This window comes from Hymenobacter piscis, from assembly GCF_018760735.1.
In the GTDB taxonomy this organism is placed as follows: Bacteria; Bacteroidota; Bacteroidia; order Cytophagales; family Hymenobacteraceae; genus Hymenobacter; species Hymenobacter piscis.
Window position 1 is genome coordinate 61,436 of the sequence record NZ_JAHHZN010000018.1, and the last position, 20,260, is coordinate 81,695.

20 protein-coding genes are annotated in these 20,260 nt (G+C 60.5%); 18 read left to right on the forward strand and 2 right to left on the reverse strand.

The window, feature by feature from the left end:
- The first annotated feature begins 6 nt into the window (after positions 1–6).
- The 17 genes from rplR to KLP40_RS16615 all read left to right on the forward strand — a co-directional run bounded on the left by rplR (position 7) and on the right by KLP40_RS16615 (position 14,433).
- A complete protein-coding gene (gene rplR / locus KLP40_RS16535; RefSeq protein ID WP_044003239.1) occupies positions 7–357 on the forward strand; it encodes a 50S ribosomal protein L18 in 351 nt (116 codons plus the stop codon).
- 9 nt (positions 358–366) lie between these two features.
- Positions 367–975 carry a 30S ribosomal protein S5 gene (rpsE, locus tag KLP40_RS16540; protein ID WP_246558942.1) on the forward strand — a complete coding sequence of 203 codons (609 nt, stop codon included), beginning with the start codon at positions 367–369 and terminating at the stop codon, positions 973–975.
- A gap of 6 nt (positions 976–981) precedes the next feature.
- Positions 982–1,161 carry a 50S ribosomal protein L30 gene (rpmD, locus tag KLP40_RS16545; protein WP_215594938.1) on the forward strand — a complete coding sequence of 60 codons (180 nt, stop codon included), beginning with the start codon at positions 982–984 and terminating at the stop codon, positions 1,159–1,161.
- A 13-nt stretch (positions 1,162–1,174) separates the two neighbouring features.
- Positions 1,175–1,618 (forward strand): 50S ribosomal protein L15, encoded by a 444-nt coding sequence (gene rplO, locus KLP40_RS16550; protein WP_215594939.1) that lies wholly within the window; start codon positions 1,175–1,177, stop codon positions 1,616–1,618.
- A gap of 13 nt (positions 1,619–1,631) precedes the next feature.
- The gene (gene secY / locus KLP40_RS16555; RefSeq protein WP_215594940.1) at positions 1,632–2,945 is read left to right on the forward strand and encodes a preprotein translocase subunit SecY; all 1,314 of its coding nucleotides are present in this window, start codon (positions 1,632–1,634) and stop codon (positions 2,943–2,945) included.
- Positions 2,946–2,948: 3 nt separating this feature from the next.
- Complete coding sequence (gene map, locus KLP40_RS16560; protein ID WP_215594941.1) at positions 2,949–3,719, forward strand: type I methionyl aminopeptidase; 771 nt, start codon at positions 2,949–2,951, stop codon at positions 3,717–3,719.
- 4 nt (positions 3,720–3,723) lie between these two features.
- Entirely contained in the window at positions 3,724–3,942 is a 219-nt protein-coding gene (infA, locus tag KLP40_RS16565; protein WP_022822146.1) for a translation initiation factor IF-1, read from the forward strand.
- A gap of 9 nt (positions 3,943–3,951) precedes the next feature.
- Positions 3,952–4,068 (forward strand): 50S ribosomal protein L36, encoded by a 117-nt coding sequence (gene rpmJ, locus KLP40_RS16570; RefSeq protein ID WP_045688470.1) that lies wholly within the window; start codon positions 3,952–3,954, stop codon positions 4,066–4,068.
- Positions 4,069–4,182: 114 nt separating this feature from the next.
- Complete coding sequence (gene rpsM / locus KLP40_RS16575; RefSeq protein ID WP_215594942.1) at positions 4,183–4,560, forward strand: 30S ribosomal protein S13; 378 nt, start codon at positions 4,183–4,185, stop codon at positions 4,558–4,560.
- An 82-nt stretch (positions 4,561–4,642) separates the two neighbouring features.
- Positions 4,643–5,035, forward strand: a complete 393-nt coding sequence (gene rpsK / locus KLP40_RS16580) for a 30S ribosomal protein S11 (protein ID WP_215594943.1) — start codon at positions 4,643–4,645, stop codon at positions 5,033–5,035.
- 104 nt (positions 5,036–5,139) lie between these two features.
- Entirely contained in the window at positions 5,140–5,745 is a 606-nt protein-coding gene (rpsD, locus tag KLP40_RS16585; protein WP_215594944.1) for a 30S ribosomal protein S4, read from the forward strand.
- A gap of 144 nt (positions 5,746–5,889) precedes the next feature.
- Positions 5,890–6,879, forward strand: coding sequence for a DNA-directed RNA polymerase subunit alpha (locus KLP40_RS16590; protein ID WP_215594945.1), 990 nt, complete (start codon positions 5,890–5,892; stop codon positions 6,877–6,879).
- A 209-nt stretch (positions 6,880–7,088) separates the two neighbouring features.
- Positions 7,089–7,697 carry a 50S ribosomal protein L17 gene (gene rplQ / locus KLP40_RS16595; RefSeq protein ID WP_215594946.1) on the forward strand — a complete coding sequence of 203 codons (609 nt, stop codon included), beginning with the start codon at positions 7,089–7,091 and terminating at the stop codon, positions 7,695–7,697.
- Positions 7,698–8,372: 675 nt separating this feature from the next.
- Positions 8,373–9,644 (forward strand): phosphopyruvate hydratase, encoded by a 1,272-nt coding sequence (eno, locus tag KLP40_RS16600; RefSeq protein ID WP_215594947.1) that lies wholly within the window; start codon positions 8,373–8,375, stop codon positions 9,642–9,644.
- 162 nt (positions 9,645–9,806) lie between these two features.
- Positions 9,807–10,127, forward strand: coding sequence for an FtsB family cell division protein (locus KLP40_RS16605; protein ID WP_215594948.1), 321 nt, complete (start codon positions 9,807–9,809; stop codon positions 10,125–10,127).
- A gap of 115 nt (positions 10,128–10,242) precedes the next feature.
- A complete protein-coding gene (locus KLP40_RS16610; protein ID WP_215594949.1) occupies positions 10,243–13,890 on the forward strand; it encodes a CARDB domain-containing protein in 3,648 nt (1,215 codons plus the stop codon).
- An 81-nt stretch (positions 13,891–13,971) separates the two neighbouring features.
- Positions 13,972–14,433 (forward strand): hypothetical protein, encoded by a 462-nt coding sequence (locus KLP40_RS16615; protein WP_215594950.1) that lies wholly within the window; start codon positions 13,972–13,974, stop codon positions 14,431–14,433.
- Between the two features lie 59 nt (positions 14,434–14,492).
- Here KLP40_RS16615 and KLP40_RS16620 read toward each other — a convergent pair whose 3' ends face one another.
- Both KLP40_RS16620 and hscA read right to left on the reverse strand, forming a co-directional pair.
- Positions 14,493–15,692: an anhydro-N-acetylmuramic acid kinase gene (locus KLP40_RS16620; protein WP_215594951.1), complete on the reverse strand. Its 1,200-nt coding sequence runs from the start codon at positions 15,690–15,692 to the stop codon at positions 14,493–14,495.
- Between the two features lie 149 nt (positions 15,693–15,841).
- Entirely contained in the window at positions 15,842–17,704 is a 1,863-nt protein-coding gene (gene hscA, locus KLP40_RS16625; protein ID WP_215594952.1) for a Fe-S protein assembly chaperone HscA, read from the reverse strand.
- 436 nt (positions 17,705–18,140) lie between these two features.
- Here hscA and KLP40_RS16630 point away from each other — a divergent pair, with 436 nt between their 5' ends.
- Positions 18,141–20,228: a DUF4331 family protein gene (locus tag KLP40_RS16630; RefSeq protein ID WP_215594953.1), complete on the forward strand. Its 2,088-nt coding sequence runs from the start codon at positions 18,141–18,143 to the stop codon at positions 20,226–20,228.
- Positions 20,229–20,260: the final 32 nt, after the last annotated feature.

The following is a 20,260-nucleotide window of genomic DNA, read 5'->3' on the forward strand; positions in this document are numbered from 1 at the left end:
CGCATCATGGCTTTCGATAAAGCAACTAGAAGAAAACGGATCCAGCGCATCATCCGCACTAAGGTGGCTGGCACGTCCGAGCGTCCGCGTTTGTCGGTGTTCCGCAGCAATACGGGCATTTATGCTCAGATTATTGACGACACTACCGGCCACACGCTGGCGTCTGCTTCCTCGAAGCACGTTTCGGTGGAAGGGGGCAACGGAGTCGCCCTCGCTGCCGCAGTCGGCAAAGAGCTTGCCGCCCGTGCTACTGGAAAAGGAATTTCGAAAGTGGTATTTGACCGTTCCGGTTACCTCTACCACGGCCGCGTAAAATCATTGGCAGAAGGAGCCCGCGAAGGCGGCCTCAATTTCTAATTCATCATCATGGCAGAATTCAACAACGGCCCTCGTGGTGGCGGTAACGACCGCGGCGGCAACGACCGTCGTGGTGGTGGCAATGACCGTCGCGGCGGCAACGACCGTAATAAAGAAAACGACTCGCGCACCGGCGACTCCGATCTGAAAGAGAAAGTAGTAGCTATCAACCGCGTTGCCAAAGTGGTGAAGGGTGGTCGTCGCTTCAGCTTCTCGGCTATCGTGGTGGTAGGTGACGGTAACGGCACCGTAGGCTACGGCCTCGGCAAAGCCAACGAGGTAACCGACGCCATTGCCAAAGGCATTGACGATGCGAAGAAGAACCTGGTGAAGGTGCCGCTGTATAAGCACACTGTTCCCCACGTAATGGAAGGTAAGTACTCGGGTGGTTTCGTGCTGGTTCAGCCGGCTGCCGCTGGTACGGGTGTAATTGCGGGCGGTGCTATGCGCGCCGTATTCGAAAGCGCCGGTATCAAGGACGTACTGGCCAAGTCGAAAGGCTCGTCGAACCCCCACAACGTGGTAAAGGCGACCTTCGATGCCCTGCTGAAAATGCGCGACCCGATGCAGATTGCTCAGGCCCGCGGCATTACCCTCGCTCAAGTTTTTAACGGTTAAGAGACGATGGCGCAGATCCAAATCAAACTCGTAAAAAGCGTTATCGACCGCCCCGAGCGTCAGAAGCGCACTGTGCAGGCCCTGGGCCTCGGCAAGATGAACAGCTCGAAAACTGTTGAGGGTACGCCCGCAGTTGTCGGCATGATCAAAGCCGTTCAGCACCTGTTGGAAGTAACCGAACTCTAGGAATCTCCCGAAAATGAATCTCAGCAATCTCCAACCCGCCGCCGGCTCGACTCGCAACATCAAGCGTATCGGTCGGGGTACGGGTTCCGGCCGCGGCGGCACGTCGACGCGCGGTCACAAAGGTGCCAAGTCCCGTTCGGGTTACTCCAAGAAGTCGGGCTTCGAAGGCGGTCAGATGCCTCTGCAGCGCCGGGTGCCTAAGTTTGGCTTCAAGAACATCAACCGTGTAGAGTACAAAGCCATCAACATTGATGTGCTGGCTGCTCTGACTGATAACGGCACCACTACGCTGGATGCTGCTTTCTTTGTAACGGCTGGTCTGGCTTCCAAAAGCGCCAAGATCAAGGTTCTGGGCCGTGGCGAAATCACCAAGGCACTGGAAGTACACGCTCACGCTTTCTCCAAGTCGGCTGTAGAAGCCATTGAGAAGGCCGGTGGCAAAGCCGTGACGCTGTAGCACCTACGAAGCAATGAAAAAACTTATCGAACAGATAAAGAATATTTTTGCGATTGAAGATCTGCGTACGCGGATCTTCAATACGCTTTTTTTCATTGCCATTTACCGGCTGGGCTCCTATGTAGTGCTGCCGGGCGTTGATCCTACGCGGCTCAAGCAGGGCGCTTCCGGCGTTCTGGGTATCTTGGATACACTGCTGGGTGGTGCTTTCAGCCATGCTTCCATCTTCGCGTTGGGCATTATGCCCTATATCTCGGCCTCTATCGTATTGCAGCTGCTGACCATCGCAGTGCCGTACTTCCAGAAGCTGCAGAAAGAAGGGGAGTCCGGCCGGAAGAAGATCAACCAGTACACCCGCATCCTGACGATTCCTATTGTGGCCCTGCAATCAGTCGGCTTTATTGCGACTATCAACGCGGAGGCTATCATAAATCCAGGCGTATTCTTCACAATCTCCACGGCTATTATTGTAACGGCGGGTACGCTGTTCTGCATGTGGTTGGGTGAGAAGATTACGGATAAGGGCATTGGCAATGGTATTTCGATGCTGATCATGATCGGTATTGTATCTCGTCTGCCCGGTGCCCTGATTGGGGAAGCTACGGCCCGCACTATGCGTGGCTCGCTGATTTTCCTGATTGAAATGGCCGTGCTGTTTCTTGTTGTGATGGCCGTTATCATCCTCACGCAAGCCGTGCGGCAGATTCCGGTACAGTACGCCAAGCAGATCGGAGGAGCCGCTTCGCTCAGCTCCCAGCGCCAGTACATCCCGATGAAAGTGAATGCAGCCGGTGTAATGCCGATTATCTTCGCTCAGTCGCTGATGTTTGTGCCCGCTATTGCGGCCTCGGCCTGGAACAAAAACAGCGACGCAGCCATGATGATCGGGACATGGTTCCAGCCTAATCACTGGGTCTACAACGTGGTATTCGGCCTGCTCATCATCATTTTCACGTATTTCTACACGGCGATCAGCGTCAATCCTAACCAGATTGCGGATGACCTGAAGCGCAGCGGTGGATTCATTCCCGGTGTAAAGCCAGGTCGGGATACGTCGGAGTTTATCGATGAGGTACTGACGCGGATAACTCTGCCCGGCGCCGTGGCCTTGGCCGTAATCGCCATAATGCCTGCTCTGGCTACCGTAGCCGGAGTAACCGGACCTTTCGCTCAGTTCTACGGCGGTACTTCCCTCATCATCATGGTGGGCGTGGTACTGGATACCATGAACCAGGTGAAAAGCTACTTACTCATGCGTCATTACGACGGTATGATGAAGACCGGCAAAACCCGGGGTCGTTCGCAGAACATCGCCCTCGCTTCGTAGAAAATGATTTTTTACAAAACCGAGGAAGAAATTGACCTGATTAAAGCCAGTGCGAAAGTGCTGGCTCAGGCCCACGGCGAAGTAGCCAAAATGATTCGGGAGGGAGTTACTACTCGGGCGCTGGATCAGCGCGCGGAGGAATTCATCCGGGACCATGGCGGCGAGCCTTCGTTCAAGGGATATAACGGTTTTGAGTATAGCCTCTGCATTTCGCCCAACTCGGTCGTGGTGCACGGTTTCCCGGGCGACTATACGCTGAAAAGCGGGGATGTCGTTTCGATTGACTGCGGGGTTTTACTCAATGGTTACCACGCCGATAGTGCCTACACTTACCCGGTAGGGGAGGTGGCCCCCGAGGTGACCAAGCTGCTGGAGGAAACCAAGAAGTCGCTGTATCTCGGAATCGAGCAGGCGGTGGCGGGTAACCGGATGGGCGACGTCAGCTACGCGATTCAGAACCACGTTGAGAAACTGGGGTATGGCGTAGTTCGGGAGTTGGTGGGCCACGGCATCGGCAGGAAGCTGCACGAGCGGCCAGAGGTTCCTAACTACGGCAAGCGGGGAGCCGGGCTCAAGCTCCAGACCGGACTCACCCTGGCTATCGAGCCCATGGTGAATCTGGGTACGAAGAACGTGATTCAGGAAAAGGATGGCTGGACTATCCGGACCAAGGATCTGAAACCTTCGGCGCACTTTGAGCACACTGTTGTTGTTCGCAAAGAGAAGGCGGAAATTCTTACCTCCTTCGAATACATAGAAAAAGCCTTACAGTAGCCTTATGGCCAAACAAACTTCCATTGAGCAGGACGGTGTTATCCTGGAAGCCTTATCCAACGCCATGTTCCGCGTGGAGCTGGAAAACGGTCACCAGCTGATTGCCCATATTTCGGGTAAGATGCGGATGCACTACATCAAGATCCTGCCGGGAGATAAGGTAAAACTCGAAATGTCGCCCTACGACTTGTCGAAGGGTCGAATTGTGTACCGTTACAAATAACCCGACGACATGAAAGTCAAAGCGTCCGTAAAGAAGCGTAGCGTTGATTGCAAAATCATCCGCCGCAAAGGCAAGCTCTACGTTATCAACAAGAAGAACCCCCGCTATAAGCAGCGTCAGGGCTAATCCATTGGAAGTTGGGGACTATCGGGTCCTGAGGGCTAGGTTTTTGAAGGAAAACTGTCCTAACCGAAACCTGGTCCCCAAGACCCTAACTCCCTAAAAACCCAAACTCAACACATGGCTCGTATTGCAGGGGTAGACATCCCAGACAACAAACGCGGTGAAATCGCGCTGACCTACATCTTTGGCATCGGTCGTACTTCGGCCCAGCAGATCCTGACGAAAGCAGGCGTAGACCTGAACAAGAAGGTGAAGGACTGGACGGAAGAAGAAGCCGGCGAAATCCGTAGCGTCATCACCAATGAGTACAAAACCGAAGGCGCCCTGCGCTCCGAGGTTCAGCTCAACATCAAGCGTCTCATGGACATCGGCTGCTACCGGGGTCTGCGTCACCGCAAAGGTCTGCCGGTTCGTGGTCAGCGCACCAAGAACAACTCGCGTACCCGTAAGGGCAAGCGTAAGACCGTTGCCGGTAAGAAAAAAGCTACTAAATAATCTGTAGCGGGAATCGAAGCCCGACTCTGCCTTCCGGCTGGAGCGGGCTTCAACACCTTCCGCAGTTTTTTGCGATAACCAAATGGCACAAAAAAGAAAAGACAAAGCCAAGAAGCGCATTGTCGTTGTTGAACCAGTAGGTCAGGTCCACATCAAAGCCTCCTTCAACAACATCATCATCTCCATCACCAACAACAATGGCCAGGTTATTTCCTGGGCTTCGGCTGGTAAGATGGGCTTCCGGGGTTCCAAAAAGAACACCCCCTACGCCGCTCAAATGGCTATGACGGATGCCGGCAAAGTAGCCCATGACCTGGGCATGCGCAAAGCCGAAGTATTCGTGAAGGGTCCGGGCGCTGGCCGCGAGTCGGCTATCCGGACGCTGGGTAACGTGGGTATTGAGGTAACGACCATTAAGGACGTGACGCCGCTGCCCCACAATGGCTGCCGTCCTCCCAAACGTCGTCGCGTTTGATTTATTGAGCCTATCCGGGCTGCGTTGCCAGCTGCTTCTCACCCCTGCGAAGCGCGGCACCACGGCCTCCTGGTTCAACCCCTTCAACACTCAACATCCCCGAAATGGCACGTTATACTGGTCCTAAAACCAAGATTGCCCGTCGCTTCAATGAGCCGATTTTCGGCCCGAGCAAGGCACTCACCAAAAAAGCATACCCCCCCGGCCAGCACGGCCGTGGTCGTCGGAAGAAGCAGAGCGAGTACGCTGTCCAGCTGATGGAGAAGCAGAAAGTGAAGTACATGTACGGCGTCCTGGAAAAGCAATTCGAGAACCTGTTCCACAAGGCGGCCACGATGCCCGGCATCACCGGCGACAACCTGCTGGCCCTGCTCGAGTCGCGTCTCGACAACACGGTGTACCGTCTGGGCATCGCCCCGACGCGCCGTGCTGCCCGTCAGCTGGTGTTGCACAAGCACATCACGGTGAACGGTGAGATTGTGAACATCGCTTCGTACAAACTCCGCGCTGGCGACATTGTGGCCGTTCGCGAGAAGTCGAAGTCGCTGGAAGCCATTACCACCAGCCTGAGTGCCCGCAACGCGCGTGCTTTCTCGTGGCTGGAGTGGGAAGGCAAAGACATGGTGGGCAAATTCATCAGCGCCCCCTCGCGTGAACTGATTCCGGAGAAAATCACGGAGCAGCTCATCGTCGAGCTGTACTCGAAGTAATTGTGGAACGGCCCGGACGCCCGGGCCGTTTCCTTGCTTCGTCGCTTTTTAATGAATTCAGGTATTGGGTATTAGGTATCAGGACCTCAACAGACGTCTTCTTACCTGATACCTTTTACTCATATCTAACAAACCGCCCCACTTATGTCAATCTTAGCTTTTCAAATGCCGGAGAAGGTAGTGATGGAGAAATCCGACGACTTCTACGGAACGTTTGAATTCAAACCGCTGGAGAAAGGCTACGGCGTCACGATCGGCAACGCTCTGCGCCGCATCCTGCTGTCGTCGCTGGAGGGCTATGCCATTACGTCGGTGCGCACCAGCAGCGTACTGCACGAGTTCATGACTATTGAAGGCGTGATTGAGGATATGTCCGAAATCATCCTGAACCTGAAGCAGGTTCGTTTCAAGAAAGTGAGCGATGCCATCGAGGACAAAATCACGGTGCGCATCAAAGGGCAGAACACGTTCTCGGCCGGCGAAATCAACAAATTCACCAACGGCTTCCAGGTGCTCAACCCGGAGCTGGTGATCTGCAACGTGGACCCCAGCACCGAGCTGGAGTTTGAGTTCACGATTCAGAAAGGCCGCGGCTACGTTCCGGCTGAAGAAAACAAGCCCGCCGACCAGGTTTTCGGGCAGATTGCCATCGATGCCATCTTCACGCCGATCAAGAACGTGAAGTACAGCATCGAGAATACCCGCGTGGAGCAGAAGACCGACTACGAGAAGCTCGTGATTGAGATTCACACCGACGGTTCCATTCACCCGGAGGACGCGCTGAAGGGCGCGGCCAACATCCTGATTCAGCACTTCATGCTGTTCTCCGACAGCACCATGACCTTCGAGACGGTGAAAGCCGAGGAAGAGGAGACCGTGGACGAGGAGACGCTGCACATGCGCAAGGTGCTGAAGACGCCGCTGGCGGATATGGACCTGAGCGTGCGCGCCTACAACTGCCTCAAGGCTGCCGACATCAAAACCCTCGGCGACCTGGTGCAGCTCGACATGGCCGACATGATGAAGTTCCGCAACTTCGGCAAGAAGTCGCTGACGGAGCTGGAGAACCTCGTGGAGGAAAAAGGGCTGACCTTCGGAATGGACCTGGGCAAGTACAAGCTCGACGAAGAATAGGCACTCCCGGAAAATGTGCTGCTAGTGGACCCGATGCTTCGGCATATTCCACGGCAGCACATTTTTTGTGACCTACTATTCCGTACATTTGCAGACTTTTTCACATTTCCAATTAGTGCGCCCCAGGGGCAGCGGTTCTAATGAGAGAGTAGCCTTCGGGCTCTTTCCGCCGTGGTCGTTGCCCGCAAGCGTACGTTTCTTTCTTTTTTATGCGTCACGGTAAATCCTTCAACCACCTCGGTCGTACGTCCTCGCACCGCAACGCCATGCTCTCGAACATGGCCTCCTCCCTCATCCTGCACAAGCGCATCACTACCACGGTAGCCAAGGCCAAGGCCCTGCGCCAGTACGTGGAGCCCCTGCTCACCAAGTCGAAGAACGACACGACGCACTCGCGTCGCCTCGTTTTCTCGACCCTGGGCAACAAGGAAGTGCTGAAGGAGCTGTTCGACAACGTTTCGGCTAAAATTGCCGGCCGTCCCGGTGGTTACACCCGCATCATCAAGCTGAGCCAGTCCCGTCTGGGCGACAACGCCGACATGTGCATCATTGAGCTGGTGGACTTCAACGAAACCATGCTGGAGGCCAAGAACGCCGGCGAAGCCAAGGCTACGACGCGTCGCTCGCGCCGCAGCGGTGGCAAGAAAGCTACCACGGAAGCTACCGCTGGCGAAGGCGATTCGTCGGCTGAGGTAGTGGCCGAAGCCAAGCCCGCCAAGAAGGCCAAGGCAGCTGCCACGGAAGTTTCGGCTCCCGAGGATACGGCTACCGAAACCCTGAAGGAAGGCGAAACCCGCGAGGAGAAAGCCGCCGAGTAGTCCGGTTTCGGAAGCTCTTGCTTCCTGCCAGTCCGTAAAAAAGGCCCGCCACCCGGCGGGTCTTTTTTTTATAGCTCTGGGGCCGGGCGACGCCGCATCGGTCCGGTAGCAGGCCGCCCCGCCAGCGGCAGCAGGGGAGGCCAGGCAGACCAATGGGCCGCCCCATGCTGCTGTCATGCTGGTCTGGAAGGGAAGATGAGGACGATGTTGATCCGCAGAAGCCCGACGTGGCTGCTCCGAGGACTACTACTGGTGTACAAAGGCCCAACGTCGGTGTTCAGAAGCTCAATGCCGGTGTTCAGCGGTCCGGTGTTGATGCTCGGAGGCCCAACGCCAGTGTTCAGAGGCCCAAGGTCGGTGTTCGGAGGGTCGATGCCGGTGTTCGGAGGCCCGGTGTTGCTGCTCGGAGGAACTTGATCGGGCCGGGTTGGCGCCTGGTCGGAGTGATAGGGCCGACCTTATACCCTAATTGGCCCGTGCTGGAGCCACGATGGCTGTAACGGAGGCCTCGCCGGAACCAGCGCGGGCCGCGCACCGGCCTGGGAGAAGGAAGCCGGGTGGGGGAGGTGCCCCAAATTCTGAGGCTGAAAGGTCGGGGATACTATTTACCTTGCGGCCTGATGGCGTGGGAGCCATTACGCAACATTGCAATCCGTTTCCTAAACCCATTTTCGTATGAGCATCATCACCGAAATCCACGCTCGCCAGATTTTTGACTCGCGCGGCAATCCGACGGTTGAAGTGGACGTGACCACCGACAGCGGCACTGTGGGCCGCGCCGCCGTACCGAGCGGGGCCAGCACCGGCAAGCACGAAGCCGTGGAACTGCGCGACAACGACAAGGCCAAGTACATGGGCAAGGGCGTGCTGCAGGCGGTGGAGAACGTGAACACCAAAATTGCCGAGGAGCTGGTGGGCTTCTCGGTGTTCGAGCAGGGCCTGCTCGATAAAATCATGCTGGAGCTCGATGGGACGCCCAACAAGGCCAACCTGGGCGCCAACGCCATTCTGGGGGCTTCGCTGGCCATTGCCCGCGCCGCTGCCGCCGAGGCCGGCATGCCGCTCTACCGATACGTAGGCGGGGTGAATGCCACCACGCTGCCCGTGCCGATGATGAACATCCTCAACGGGGGCTCGCACGCCGACAACAGCATCGACTTCCAGGAGTTCATGATCATGCCCGTGGGCGCGCCGAGCTTCTCGGAGGCGTTGCGTTGGGGTACCGAAATCTTCCACCACCTGAAGGAAGTGCTCAAAAAGCAGGGCTTCAGCACCAACGTGGGCGACGAGGGTGGCTTTGCGCCGAACATCAAGAGCAACGAGGACGCCATCAAGATTGTGCTCCAGGCCATCGAGAAGGCCGGCTACAAGCCCGGCGACGACGTGATGATTGCCATGGACGCCGCGGCCTCGGAGTTCTACCAGGACGGCCATTACCACTTCAAGAAGAGCACCGGCGACAAGCTGACCTCCTCGGAAATGGTGAGCTACTGGACCGACTGGACCAAGAAATACCCCATCATCAGCATCGAGGATGGCATGGACGAGGACGACTGGAGCGGCTGGAAGGCCTTGACCGAGAGCATCGGCAGCACCACCCAGCTGGTGGGCGACGACCTGTTCGTGACCAACGTGAACCGCCTGCAGCGCGGCATCGATGAGCAGATTGCCAACGCCATCCTCATCAAAGTGAACCAGATTGGTACGCTCTCGGAAACGATTGACGCCATCAACCTGGGCCGCCGCCACGGCTACAAGAGCATCATGAGCCACCGCTCGGGCGAAACGGAGGACAACACCATCTCGGACCTGGCCGTGGCCCTGAACACCGGCCAGATCAAGACCGGCTCGGCCTCGCGCTCCGACCGCATGGCCAAGTACAACCAGCTGCTGCGCATTGAGGAGGAGCTGGGCGAAGTGGCCTACTTCCCCGGTCGCAAAATGTAAAGCGCGGATCGGCGCTGCTTCCCCCTCGTTTCGCCGATTTCTTTGGTCGGCCAAGCACGCGGTACCGTTGCCCTGGGGCGGCGGTACCGTTTGGTTTGGGGGTGGCGGGCCGGGCCGCCGGGGCGGCTTTTTTATCCGGGGAAATAGCCTGTATCTTTGGGTATGTCGGCCAAAGAGTTCTTCCTGCGCATTCCGGGCTTTCTGCGGAGTTTCTACTTTTATGTAGGGCTGGGCTTTCTGGTCTGGATGTTCGTGTTCGACTCCAACGACTTTGTCCGCCAGTACGATATGTACGCCAAGCTCCGCGAGCTGGAAGATGAGCGGGATTATTATCTGAGCAATATTGAAACGGTGAAGAAAGAGCGGGCCGAGCTGCTGAGCAGCCCGGAGCTGCTGGAGAAATTCGCCCGTGAGAAATACATTATGAAACGCCCCGGTGAAGACGTATTTATTCTGGTACCCCAGTCCGAAGGGGAGGAGTAAGCTCCCCCGCCCGCGGCTCCTCGCTGCCTGCCTTGTATAACCAGCCTGCCCGCTCCCGACCGGAGCCGGGGTGGCTGGTTTTGTCGTTTAGTTCTCATCCTTTAGCTGCGGGCATATGACCCACCTCTACCTTCTGATTTGCCGCTGGCCCCGGTTGCTGGCCTTGCTGTTGCTGGCCGGCCTGGCGGCCCCGGCGGCGGCCCAGACCTACCGCGTGCCTGCCTCGGGCACGGTTGCCTACACTACCTGCAGCGGCACGCTCTACGACGACGGCGGCCCCAACGGCTCCTACTCGGCCGGAGCCAACGGCACCGTGACGCTGACCCCGGCCACTGCGGGCCGGAAAATCCGGCTTGATTTCACCGCCGTGGCCCTGGAGAGCGGCTACGACTACATCAGCGTGTACGATGGCAGCAACGCGAATGCCCCCCTCATCGGGACGTATACGGGCTACCTCAGTCCGTTCACGGTGTACGCTACCAACAGCACGGGCAAGCTCACGGTGCGCTTCTCCAGCGACTACTCGGCCCAGTACAGCGGATTTGCGGCCACTGTTTCCTGCGTCACGTCCGTGCCCCTGCCCGATCTGACGATTCAGGCGCCGACGGCCCAGCCCCAGGCCATCACGGCCGGCAACTCGTTGTCGCTCAGTTGTTCGCTGCAGAACCTTTCGGGTGCCACCGCTGCCAGCAGCAACCTAGGCTACTACCTCTCCACCGATGCCACGCTTAGCGCCAACGACCTGCTCCTGGGTACTTCCTACGGATACAGTGTCGGCGGCAACCAGATCAGCTATCAGTCGGCCTACCTGCCGGTGCCGGCCGCGGTGACGGCGGGCAGCTACTACGTGCTGTTCGTAGCCGATTATCAGAATCAGGTAGCGGAAAGCAACGAGGCCAACAACACCAGCAGCGTAAGCCTGACCGTGCTTGCGCCCTACGTCGATCTGGCGATTCAGCAGGCTTACCTGAGCACGTCTTCCACCACGCCGGGCAGCTCGGTAGGGCTTTCGTGCTACGTAACTAACGATGGCAACGCCACGGCCAGCAGCAGCAACGTGGGCTACTACCTGTCGGCCGACGCCACGCTCAGCGCCAACGACGTGCTGCTGGGCTCCTCCTACGGTGGCCCGCTGACGGGCGGCTACTACGGCAACTACACCAGCACCTACGCCACCGTGCCGGCCACCACCACGCCGGGCAGCTACTACGTGCTGTTCGTGGCCGACTACCAGAACCAGGTGCCGGAAACCAATAAGGCCAACAACGTCAGCGCCCAGGCCCTGATGGTCGTCACGCCCAGCGTCGACCTGACCGTGAACCAAGTGCAACTCAACCAGACGACCGTTACGGCGGGCAGCGCGGTAACGAGTTCGCCCTACGTGGCCAACCAGGGCAACACCACGGCCGCCACCAGCCGCCTGGGCGTGTACTTTTCCACCGATGCCACGCTCAGCGCCAATGATGTGCAGCTGACGACGGAAAGCGTGGGACCGATAGACGGGGGCAGCTATTATTACCTCTACCTGCAGTTCAGAGTCCCTGCGGGGGCTACGCCGGGCAGCTACTACGTGCTGTTCGTGGCCGATGACCAGAACCAGGTAAGCGAAACCAACGAAACCAACAACGTGACCAGCGTGGCCCTGACCGTGGCCCTGCCCTCGGTAGATCTGATTGTGGCGCAGCCTTACCTGAGCCCGAACGCCACCCTGGCGGGCGGCTACGTGTATACGAACTGCTCCGTTCAGAACCAGGGCCTAACCACGGCCGCCACTTCCGACGTGAGCTTCTACCTCTCCACCGATGCCACGCTCAGCGCCGCCGACGTGCTGCTGGGCACTGCTGCCGGGGGCTCCCTGTACGGCGGCTACCGGGATTACCGCGGCGGATCGTTCACGGTGCCCGCGGGCACGGTACCCGGCGCGTACTACGTGCTGTTCGTGGCCGACGGCCAGAACAAGGAGGCGGAAACCAACGAAACCAACAACGTGAGCAGCGCGGCATTGGCCGTGCTGCCACCCACCATCGACCTGACCGTGGAGCAGGTCCGGCTGGGACAGAACTCAACCCCGGCGGGCCTGGCCATCACGGCCGACAGCTATCTGCTGAACAGGGGGAACTCCAGTGCCGGCAGCAGCAGCATGGGCTACTATCTTTCCACCGACGCCACGCTCAGCGCCACCGACGTGCTGCTGGGCACTGCCCCCGGTGGTACGCTATACGCCGGCGGCTACAACAGCTTCAATACCACGCTCACCATTCCTGCCACCACTACGCCCGGTAATTACTACGTACTGTTCGTGGCCGACTACCAGAACCAGGTAGTGGAAACCGACGAAGCCAACAACGTGGCCAGCGCCGCCCTGTTGGTGGCCCCGCCCTTTACGGGCACGGTGGTGCCGTATTCCGGCACGGCCACCATCACCACCTGCAACACCATCGTGTACGACCACGGCGGCCCGAACAACTACGGCAACAACGCCAACGGCACCCTCGTCATCAACCCCGGCACGGCGGGCAGCAAAGTGCAGCTGGGCTTCAACTTCCTCCAGCTCGACGGGTGTTGCGACCAGCTCACGGTGTACGACGGGGCCACTACCAGCGCCCCGCTGATTGGGGTGTACTATTCCTCGCCGGGAGTTATCACGGCTACCAACAGCAGCGGCAGCCTCACGCTGGTTTTTACTTCCAGTAATTACAGCACCTACGCGGGCTTCGAGGTGGTCGTATCCTGCGTATCGGGCTCGAGCACGCAGCCGGACCTGGCGCCCTTCCTGCCCTATACTACCTCGGGCACTGCTCTGGCGGGCAGTCAGCTGTATGTGCAGACGGGCATCCGCAACCAGGGCGCTTCGGAGGCCGGCAGCAGCAACCTGGGCTACTACCTCTCCACCGACAACATCCTGGATGCGGCCGATGTGCTGCTGGGCGAACTGCCGGGCTGGACGCTGCCGGCCAACCAGAACGATATCCGCGGCGGGCAGGTGATGATTCCCGGTACCACGGCGGGCGGCGTGTACTACCTGCTGCACGTGGCCGACCCCCGCAATACGGTAGCCGAGAGCAACGAAAACAACAACGTGCTGGCCACTACGCTGGAAATCACGGTGCCACCGCTGCCCGATTTGCGCATCCAGCGGCCGGTGCTCTCGCACAGCAGCCGCACGGCGGGCACGGTGCTCACGGCCACCTGTGAGCTGAGCAACGGGGGCACCGAGTCTGCTCCGCCGAGCGTGGTGGGCTTCTACCTCTCTGCTGATACCGTGTTCAGCAGCAACGACGTGCTGCTGGGTAATTTTCAGGCCTCGGAGCTCGACCCGGGTACCCAGCTGCCGGTGACGGCCCGGTTTGTACTCGCCAACACGCTCACGGCCGGCTTCTACCACGTGTTGTTCGTGTCAGATTACGTGCAGGACATCGGGGAAAACAACGAGAGCAACAACGTAGCCGCCCTGCCCCTGACGGTAACCGTTATCCAGAACGCGCGCGACGAGCAGCTGGCCGGCCTCACGCTCAACGTTGCGCCCAACCCAACGGTGGCCGGGCAGTCGTTCCGGGTGCTGCTGGAAGGGCCCGCCAAGGGCCAGAAGGCCGAGCTGCACCTGCTGGACGCACTGGGCCGGGAAGTGGACCGCCGCGCCCTGCACCTGACCGGTCCGCGCCGGGAAGAAGTGTTCGATACCCGAAACCTGGCCCGGGGTATTTACCTGCTGCGCCTGACGGGTAAGGGCCTCAACGCCACCCGCCGCGTGCAGGTGGAATAGAGCCGGGGCTGTAACCGCGCGGCCGGGGCCGGCCTTCGGCTGCCCCGGCTGCCGGAGCTGCCGGTTGCGTATCTTCCTGCCATGAAGGCATTCCGTTTCCGTCTCAAGCATTTCCTGACCGGCAGCCTGGTAACCCTGGGGCTGTTGGGTAGTCCGGCCGCGGCGCAGACGCTGGCGGCTCCGTCGGCGGAGCCGCCCTCCCAGGTGCAGGTGGCCCGGCAGTTTCTGCTGGCGGTGCTGGCCGGCAACTGGGATTCCGCCTACGCCTGGCTGAGTCCGGCCGCCCAGGCCGCCTTGCCGGCCGCGGCCTTCCGGACCGCCACCCTGCCCTTGCTGGCGCACACCCGTCAGTACGGCCCCGCCATCGACCTCTACAAGCTGGGTTTCCGCCTGCGCGACGACGAAGTAGTACAGCCCTTCGTGGCCTTCACCTACCGCGCCGATACGCTCCGCCCGGGTCCCCACCTCCAGCTCGACATATCCTTCCCCGATTCCACCGCCCGTCAGATTCAGGAATTCCGCATCATCGAGTTGGTGAAGTAGAGAAGTAGTGAATGAGCTTTCCCCATTCATTACCTCTCTGCTTCCTCACCTCACGCATTTCAATCCGGCAGGGAGATTTTGCCCAGCCGCACGGCGGGGATGCGCTGGCGGCCGGCACCGAGGCTCAGGGGCTGGCCGGCCACGGTTTCGTTGGCCAGCAGGGCGAACAGAATGGCTTCTTTGGCATCGGGCAGCACGCCCAGGGTGGCGGTAGAGGCGAAGCAGCAGGCGGGCAGGTGGCGTTGCAGGGCCGTGAGCAGGGTGGGATTGTGAGCCCCGCCGCCACTCACGTACACGGCCAGGGCCGGCTGCGGCCCGAACGCCTGATGAGCCGCCCGGGCCACGCCCGCGGCGCTCAGCTCCACCAGGGTGGCCAGCAGGTCGGGCAGGGGCAGGGCGAGGGTGTTGGTCTGGGTCTGGGCCGCGTGCAGGTAGGCGGGGCCGAACAGCTCCGGGCCGGTGGTTTTGGGCAGTTCCGCCCCGAAGAACGGGTGGTCCAGCAAAGCGACCAGTAGGGCGGGGTGGGCCTGGCCGGCGGCGGCGAGGCGGCCGTCTTCGTCGTAGTTCAGGTGGGGCCAGTGGGCGCGCACGGTGGCGTCGAGCATGGTGTTGCCGGGGCCGGTATCGGTGCTGAAGGCCGTGGAGGCGGCTGCGCCGGCCCGGGGCAGGTAGGTGAAGTTGGCAATACCGCCCAGGTTGAGCAGCAGGCGTTCCTCGGCAGCACTGCTCAGCAGCAGATAGTCGCCGTACACGGCCAGGGGCGCGCCTTCGCCGCCGGCCGCCACGTGCTTCTGCCGAAAGTCGCTGAGCGTGATGATACCGGTGGCCACGGCCAAATGGTCGGCGTCGCCGAGTTGGAGGGTGGCGTTCAGGCCCTCGAAATCGGGGTGCTGGTGCTGGTGAGCGGGGGCGTGGAAAACGGTCTGGCCGTGGCTGGCTAGCAGGTCCACTGCGGCGGGGGGCACCTGCCACTCACGCAGGCAGTCCAGCACCATCCCGGCGTGCAGGCGGCCCAGCCAGGGATTGAGCAGGGTCAGGTATTCCAGACTCACCTGCTCCCGGGCAAACACCTGCCGGATGCGGTGCCGCACGTCGTCGGAGTAGGGCACCGTGGCAAAGTGCTCCAGCTCCAGCCGCGTAGCCGGCCCGTACCCGTGCAGGCGGCACAAAGCCACATCCAGCCCATCGAGCGAAGTCCCCGACATCAATCCGATAATCCGGCGGCTGGGCTGTTGGGCAAGCTGGGCGAGGCGACGCATGTTTTTAATGTGGAGAATGGGGAAGTGAATGTGAATAATGTGGGAAAAGGAATGTGAATAATGTGGGGAAATGTGGAGAATGTGCGGGGCTCACATTTGGCACATTTTCTCACATTATTCACATTCCCTTTTCCCCGCATTAAAAAAACCTACTCAATCTTCTTCCCGGCCATGGCCTGGCTGATGCTGATGTTCATCACGCGCTCGGCAAAGGGGCGGGTGAGTTCTTCCAGCTCGTCGACGGCTTTGAGGATGACGTCCTTTTCCTGGGTTTCGAGGGCGGCGCGCAGCTTCACCACGCCGGCCTGGGTCTGGGCGGTTTCCTCGGGGGTGAGGTGCTGGCCGTTCTTGGCTACGAAGCGCTCCACCTGGTAGAGCATCTGCTCGGCCACGGTGCGGGCCTCAATCACCATGCGGGCGGCCACGTCTTCGCGGGCGTGGGTGAGCGAGTCCATCAGCATCTGCTCCACCTGCTCATCGGTGAGGCCGTACTGGGGCTTGATTTCGACTTCCTGGCGGGTATTCGAGCGCAGCTCAATGGCCTCTACTTTGAGAATACCGTCGGCGTTGAGCAGGAAGTTGACATCGACCTTGGGCAGGCCGGCGGGCATGGCCGGAATGCCCCGCAGGTCGAATTCAGCCAGCTTGCGGTTTTCCTTCACCACGTCCCGCTCGCCCTGGTACACCGAAATCTTCAGGTTCACCTGCCCGTCCACGCTGGTGGTGTACTGGCGGCCGGCCTTAGTCGGGATTTTGGAGTTGCGCGGGATGATGGGGTCCATCAGGCCGCCCAGCGTTTCGATGCCCAGCGTAAGCGGGGTCACGTCGAGCAGGAGCACGTCGCGGCGGTTGCCGGCCAGAATATCGGCCTGAATGGCCGCGCCCAGGGCCACTACTTCGTCGGGATTGAGGGAGTTGTTGGCTGGCTGCCCAAAAAATTCGGATACCGAGTTGTACACCAGCGGCACCCGCGTCGAGCCGCCCACCAGCAGCACCGCGTCGAGCTGCCCGGCCGTGAGGTTGGCATCGGTGAGGGCCCGGCGGCAGGAATCGATGGTGCGCGCCACCAGCGGGCGAATCAGGTCCTCGAACTCGGCTCGGGTCAGGCGCACCACCACGTCGTCGCCGAGGTTGCCGGCGAAGTCGTCGTGCTGGCTCAGGTAGCGCTTGGCCGATTCGGCCAGCAGGCGCAGCTCCTGGCGCAGCGGGCCGTTGTCGGCGAGCTGGCCCGCGAGGTTGTGCTGGCCGGTCCAGTGCTCGGCCACCATTCGGTCGAGGTCGTCGCCGCCCAGGTAGGTGTCGCCGTTGGTGCTCAGAACCTCGAAAATGCCCTGGTGCAGGCGCAGAATGCTCACGTCGAAGGTGCCGCCGCCCAGGTCGTACACGGCCACGGTTTTCTCTTCGTCGGGGTTCAGGCCGATACCGTAGGCCAGGGCCGCGGCGGTGGGCTCGTTCACAATGCGCAGCACCTCCAGGCCCGCCAGGCGGCCGGCGTCGCGGGTGGCCTGGCGCTGGGAGTCGTTGAAATAGGCCGGCACCGTAATCACGGCCTTGTTGACGGGCGTTTTCAGGGCGTGCTCGGCCCGCTCGCGCAGCTCCTTCAGGATTTCGGCCGACAGCTCGATGGGGGAGTAGAACTGCTCGCCCACCCGGATCTTGACCATGCCCTCCGAGTTGTCGTCAATCACCTTGTAGCCCAGGCCGCCGGCGTGCTGGTTCACGTCGTGGTAGCTCTTGCCCAGCAGGCGCTTGACGGAGTAAATCGTGTTTTGGGGGTCGGTGAGCAGGTATTCCTTGGCTTCAGTGCCCACCAGCGGCGAGTCGCCCCCGCCCGGGAAGTGCACCACCGAGGGCACGATGGTACCCCGGCCCTGGTCGTTGATGGCCAGAGGCTGGCGGTTTTCGGGGTGGATGTAGGCCACCAGGGAGTTGGTGGTGCCCAGGTCGATGCCGACGATGATTTCTTCCTGCTGAATGCTGCCGGTAGAAAGGTTGATTGCAACTTTGGCCATATGCGGGGAAAGCGGGCCGAAACCCGCCTCAGGGAACGTGCGAAGTGAGGGACGTAGTGGCTATAACCGGCTACCCGCCCGAAAGACCCAAAATTACGCAACAAAAGCGCGGCAACCCGACCCGGGGAGCCGGCAGGGATAGGGCTATAGGCGGGCTGAAACCGAATAGTTCCCGCAGCTGAAAAAAAGGCGTACAGGATTAGGGCTATTTGAATCCGGCCCTAACTCCTGTGGCGTAGGGTGTTGTAGATTACATCATAGCTGCTCTTCGCGACTCCGTTATAGCGCGACTTATTCTACTAGGCAGCTGCGCCTCTTGCGGGCCCGGCCGTTACGCACCGTTTTCTTCTTGCAATTCCAGCGCCTACGGGCTGCTTCGTGGTTTTGCTGTCCCTGATGGGCCGGTTTGTTTCACCCTTTCCCACTTATCCTTATCATGAAGAAAACACTTACGCGTCCCATTCTGCCTATCGCGCTGGCCGCTACTACGGTAGCCGCCCTGCTGGCCTGGAGTGGGCAACACGCCCCCCTGGAAGCTTCCAGCCACCGCGAAGCTCCCCTGATTGCCGACGACCCGTTGGCCGACAACACCGATCTGTATGCCTTCCGCGACCCCAACAACGCGGAAATGATCAACATCATCGCCAACTACATTCCGCTGGAGCTGCCCCAGGGCGGGCCCAACTACAACACATTCGGCGAAAACGTACGCTACGAGATTCACATTAAAAACGACGGCAGCAAACCCAATGCCGACGACATCACCTACCGCTTCACGTTTACGCGCGTGAACGAGGACCCGGACACGTTTTTCAACATCCGGCTGGGTAAGCAGAACCTGAAGGCTACCTACACGCTGGAGCGCAGCGTGAACGGCGGCGCGTTTACTTCCCTCAAAACCGATGGGGTGGTGCCGCCGCCCAACGTGGGGCCGCGCTCCATTACCGGGGCCGCCGGCCTGGGAGCTTCGAGCTACGAAAGCCTGATGACCGGCGCCATCACCACCGTCGACTCCGACATCAAGGTATTCTGCGGCCCGGTAGATGATCCGTTCTTCGTGGATCTGGGCGGTATTTTTGATTTGGGTGGCATCCGCGCGGCGGCGGCCCGCGACGGCGTGGCCCGCAAGAACACCCACACCATCGCCCTGCAAATCCCGATTGCCAAGCTCCAGAAAACCGGCAAAACCGGGGCCCAGGCCGCTAACATCCTCGACGGGGACTACATCATCGGCGTGTGGGCCTCGGCCAGCCGTCAGGCAGTACGTACCCTCAACACCGATGGCACCCAGGCCCATTCCGGCAACTGGATTCAGGTTTCGCGCCTGGGCATGCCGCTGACCAACGAGGTGATTCAGCCCATCGGCTCCAAAGACGCCTGGAACGCCGCTACGCCCTACACGGAAGCCGCCGAAACCGAAGATTACCTCTCCAACCCCGAGCTGGGCCTGTACATGGCCGAAGGGGCCGGGTATTTTGGCACGGCCGTACCCGGTCTTTCGCAGCTGCGCATCCAGCGCAATTCCCTGGGCAACTTCGACTTCGCCAACGGTAAAGATGGCGTATCCGGTCTGCTGAACGTCCCGGCGGCCGATGTAGCTGGTACCGCCTTCGCCAAAGTAGCCAACGACGGATACGGTGAATACCTGCTGCGGGCCGGCAAGCCCCGGTCGGTGGATATTCTGCCCATTTTCCATACCGGCGTGCCCAACGTGCGGCCCTACCAGCTGGCTACGGGCAAGCCGGTCGGCCAGCCGCTGGCACCAGGTAAGCCCTTTATCAACAACTTTCTGCCCCTCATCGACAACGTAGGCGCCCCCGCCGGCGTGGGCGGCGACATGCTCCGCCTGAACATGGCCGTGCCCACTACGCCCCGCAACTCGCCCGATTTCAGTTCCGAAGGGCTGCTGCAGGCCGCCGTGCTGGGCCTCACTGACGCGCGCTATAACATGAACACCAACCTGGAGTTCATCCCGAACATGGACGGCTTCCCCAACGGCCGCCGCCTGGAGGACGACGTGACGCGCATTGAGCTGCAAGCCGTGGGCGGTATCGTGCTGGCCGCCATTGGCCTGCCCTACGAAGCCGGCTCGCCCGGCCTGGCCGGCGCCCTGGCCTTCACCACGGGCGTCGAAAGCAACGATACCACCTTCCGGGCCGCCTTCCCCTACGAGCAGACGCCCTGGAGCGGGACCAAAGCCCAGACCACCATTACGTCTCAGCGGGGCGCCGCCGGTCTGGGGCTGAAGCCCTCGGTAGTGGCCGCGGCCCAGAACTACCCCAACCCCTTCGCGGAGCTAACCAATCTGCACTACGAAGTGGCGGAACGCACGGCGCTGACCATTTTTGTGAGCGACCTGACGGGCCGCCGCGTAGCCACGCTCGTGAGCGGCAAGCTGCACAAGCCCGGCAAGTACGATCTGGCCTGGAAGCCCGGGGCAGAAGTAGCCGCCGGAACCTACGTGCTCACTATTGCCACGGGCCGCACCGTGCTGCAATCCATGAAACTGGTGCACACCCGCTAAAACTCCGTCAGAAACCGGCCGCCTCATTCACC

Excerpts from the sequence above, each read along its gene's own strand:
- rplR (WP_044003239.1), top strand. The coding sequence starts at position 7 with ATGGCTTTCGATAAAGCAACTAGAAGAAAACGGATCCAGCGCATCATC.
- rpsE (WP_246558942.1), top strand. The coding sequence starts at position 367 with ATGGCAGAATTCAACAACGGCCCTCGTGGTGGCGGTAACGACCGCGGC.
- rpmD (WP_215594938.1), top strand. The coding sequence starts at position 982 with ATGGCGCAGATCCAAATCAAACTCGTAAAAAGCGTTATCGACCGCCCC.
- rplO (WP_215594939.1), top strand. The coding sequence starts at position 1,175 with ATGAATCTCAGCAATCTCCAACCCGCCGCCGGCTCGACTCGCAACATC.
- secY (WP_215594940.1), top strand. The coding sequence starts at position 1,632 with ATGAAAAAACTTATCGAACAGATAAAGAATATTTTTGCGATTGAAGAT.
- map (WP_215594941.1), top strand. The coding sequence starts at position 2,949 with ATGATTTTTTACAAAACCGAGGAAGAAATTGACCTGATTAAAGCCAGT.
- infA (WP_022822146.1), top strand. The coding sequence starts at position 3,724 with ATGGCCAAACAAACTTCCATTGAGCAGGACGGTGTTATCCTGGAAGCC.
- rpmJ (WP_045688470.1), top strand. The coding sequence starts at position 3,952 with ATGAAAGTCAAAGCGTCCGTAAAGAAGCGTAGCGTTGATTGCAAAATC.
- rpsM (WP_215594942.1), top strand. The coding sequence starts at position 4,183 with ATGGCTCGTATTGCAGGGGTAGACATCCCAGACAACAAACGCGGTGAA.
- rpsK (WP_215594943.1), top strand. The coding sequence starts at position 4,643 with ATGGCACAAAAAAGAAAAGACAAAGCCAAGAAGCGCATTGTCGTTGTT.
- rpsD (WP_215594944.1), top strand. The coding sequence starts at position 5,140 with ATGGCACGTTATACTGGTCCTAAAACCAAGATTGCCCGTCGCTTCAAT.
- KLP40_RS16590 (WP_215594945.1), top strand. The coding sequence starts at position 5,890 with ATGTCAATCTTAGCTTTTCAAATGCCGGAGAAGGTAGTGATGGAGAAA.
- rplQ (WP_215594946.1), top strand. The coding sequence starts at position 7,089 with ATGCGTCACGGTAAATCCTTCAACCACCTCGGTCGTACGTCCTCGCAC.
- eno (WP_215594947.1), top strand. The coding sequence starts at position 8,373 with ATGAGCATCATCACCGAAATCCACGCTCGCCAGATTTTTGACTCGCGC.
- KLP40_RS16605 (WP_215594948.1), top strand. The coding sequence starts at position 9,807 with ATGTCGGCCAAAGAGTTCTTCCTGCGCATTCCGGGCTTTCTGCGGAGT.
- KLP40_RS16610 (WP_215594949.1), top strand. The coding sequence starts at position 10,243 with ATGACCCACCTCTACCTTCTGATTTGCCGCTGGCCCCGGTTGCTGGCC.
- KLP40_RS16615 (WP_215594950.1), top strand. The coding sequence starts at position 13,972 with ATGAAGGCATTCCGTTTCCGTCTCAAGCATTTCCTGACCGGCAGCCTG.
- KLP40_RS16620 (WP_215594951.1), bottom strand. The coding sequence starts at position 15,692 with ATGCGTCGCCTCGCCCAGCTTGCCCAACAGCCCAGCCGCCGGATTATC.
- hscA (WP_215594952.1), bottom strand. The coding sequence starts at position 17,704 with ATGGCCAAAGTTGCAATCAACCTTTCTACCGGCAGCATTCAGCAGGAA.
- KLP40_RS16630 (WP_215594953.1), top strand. The coding sequence starts at position 18,141 with ATGAAGAAAACACTTACGCGTCCCATTCTGCCTATCGCGCTGGCCGCT.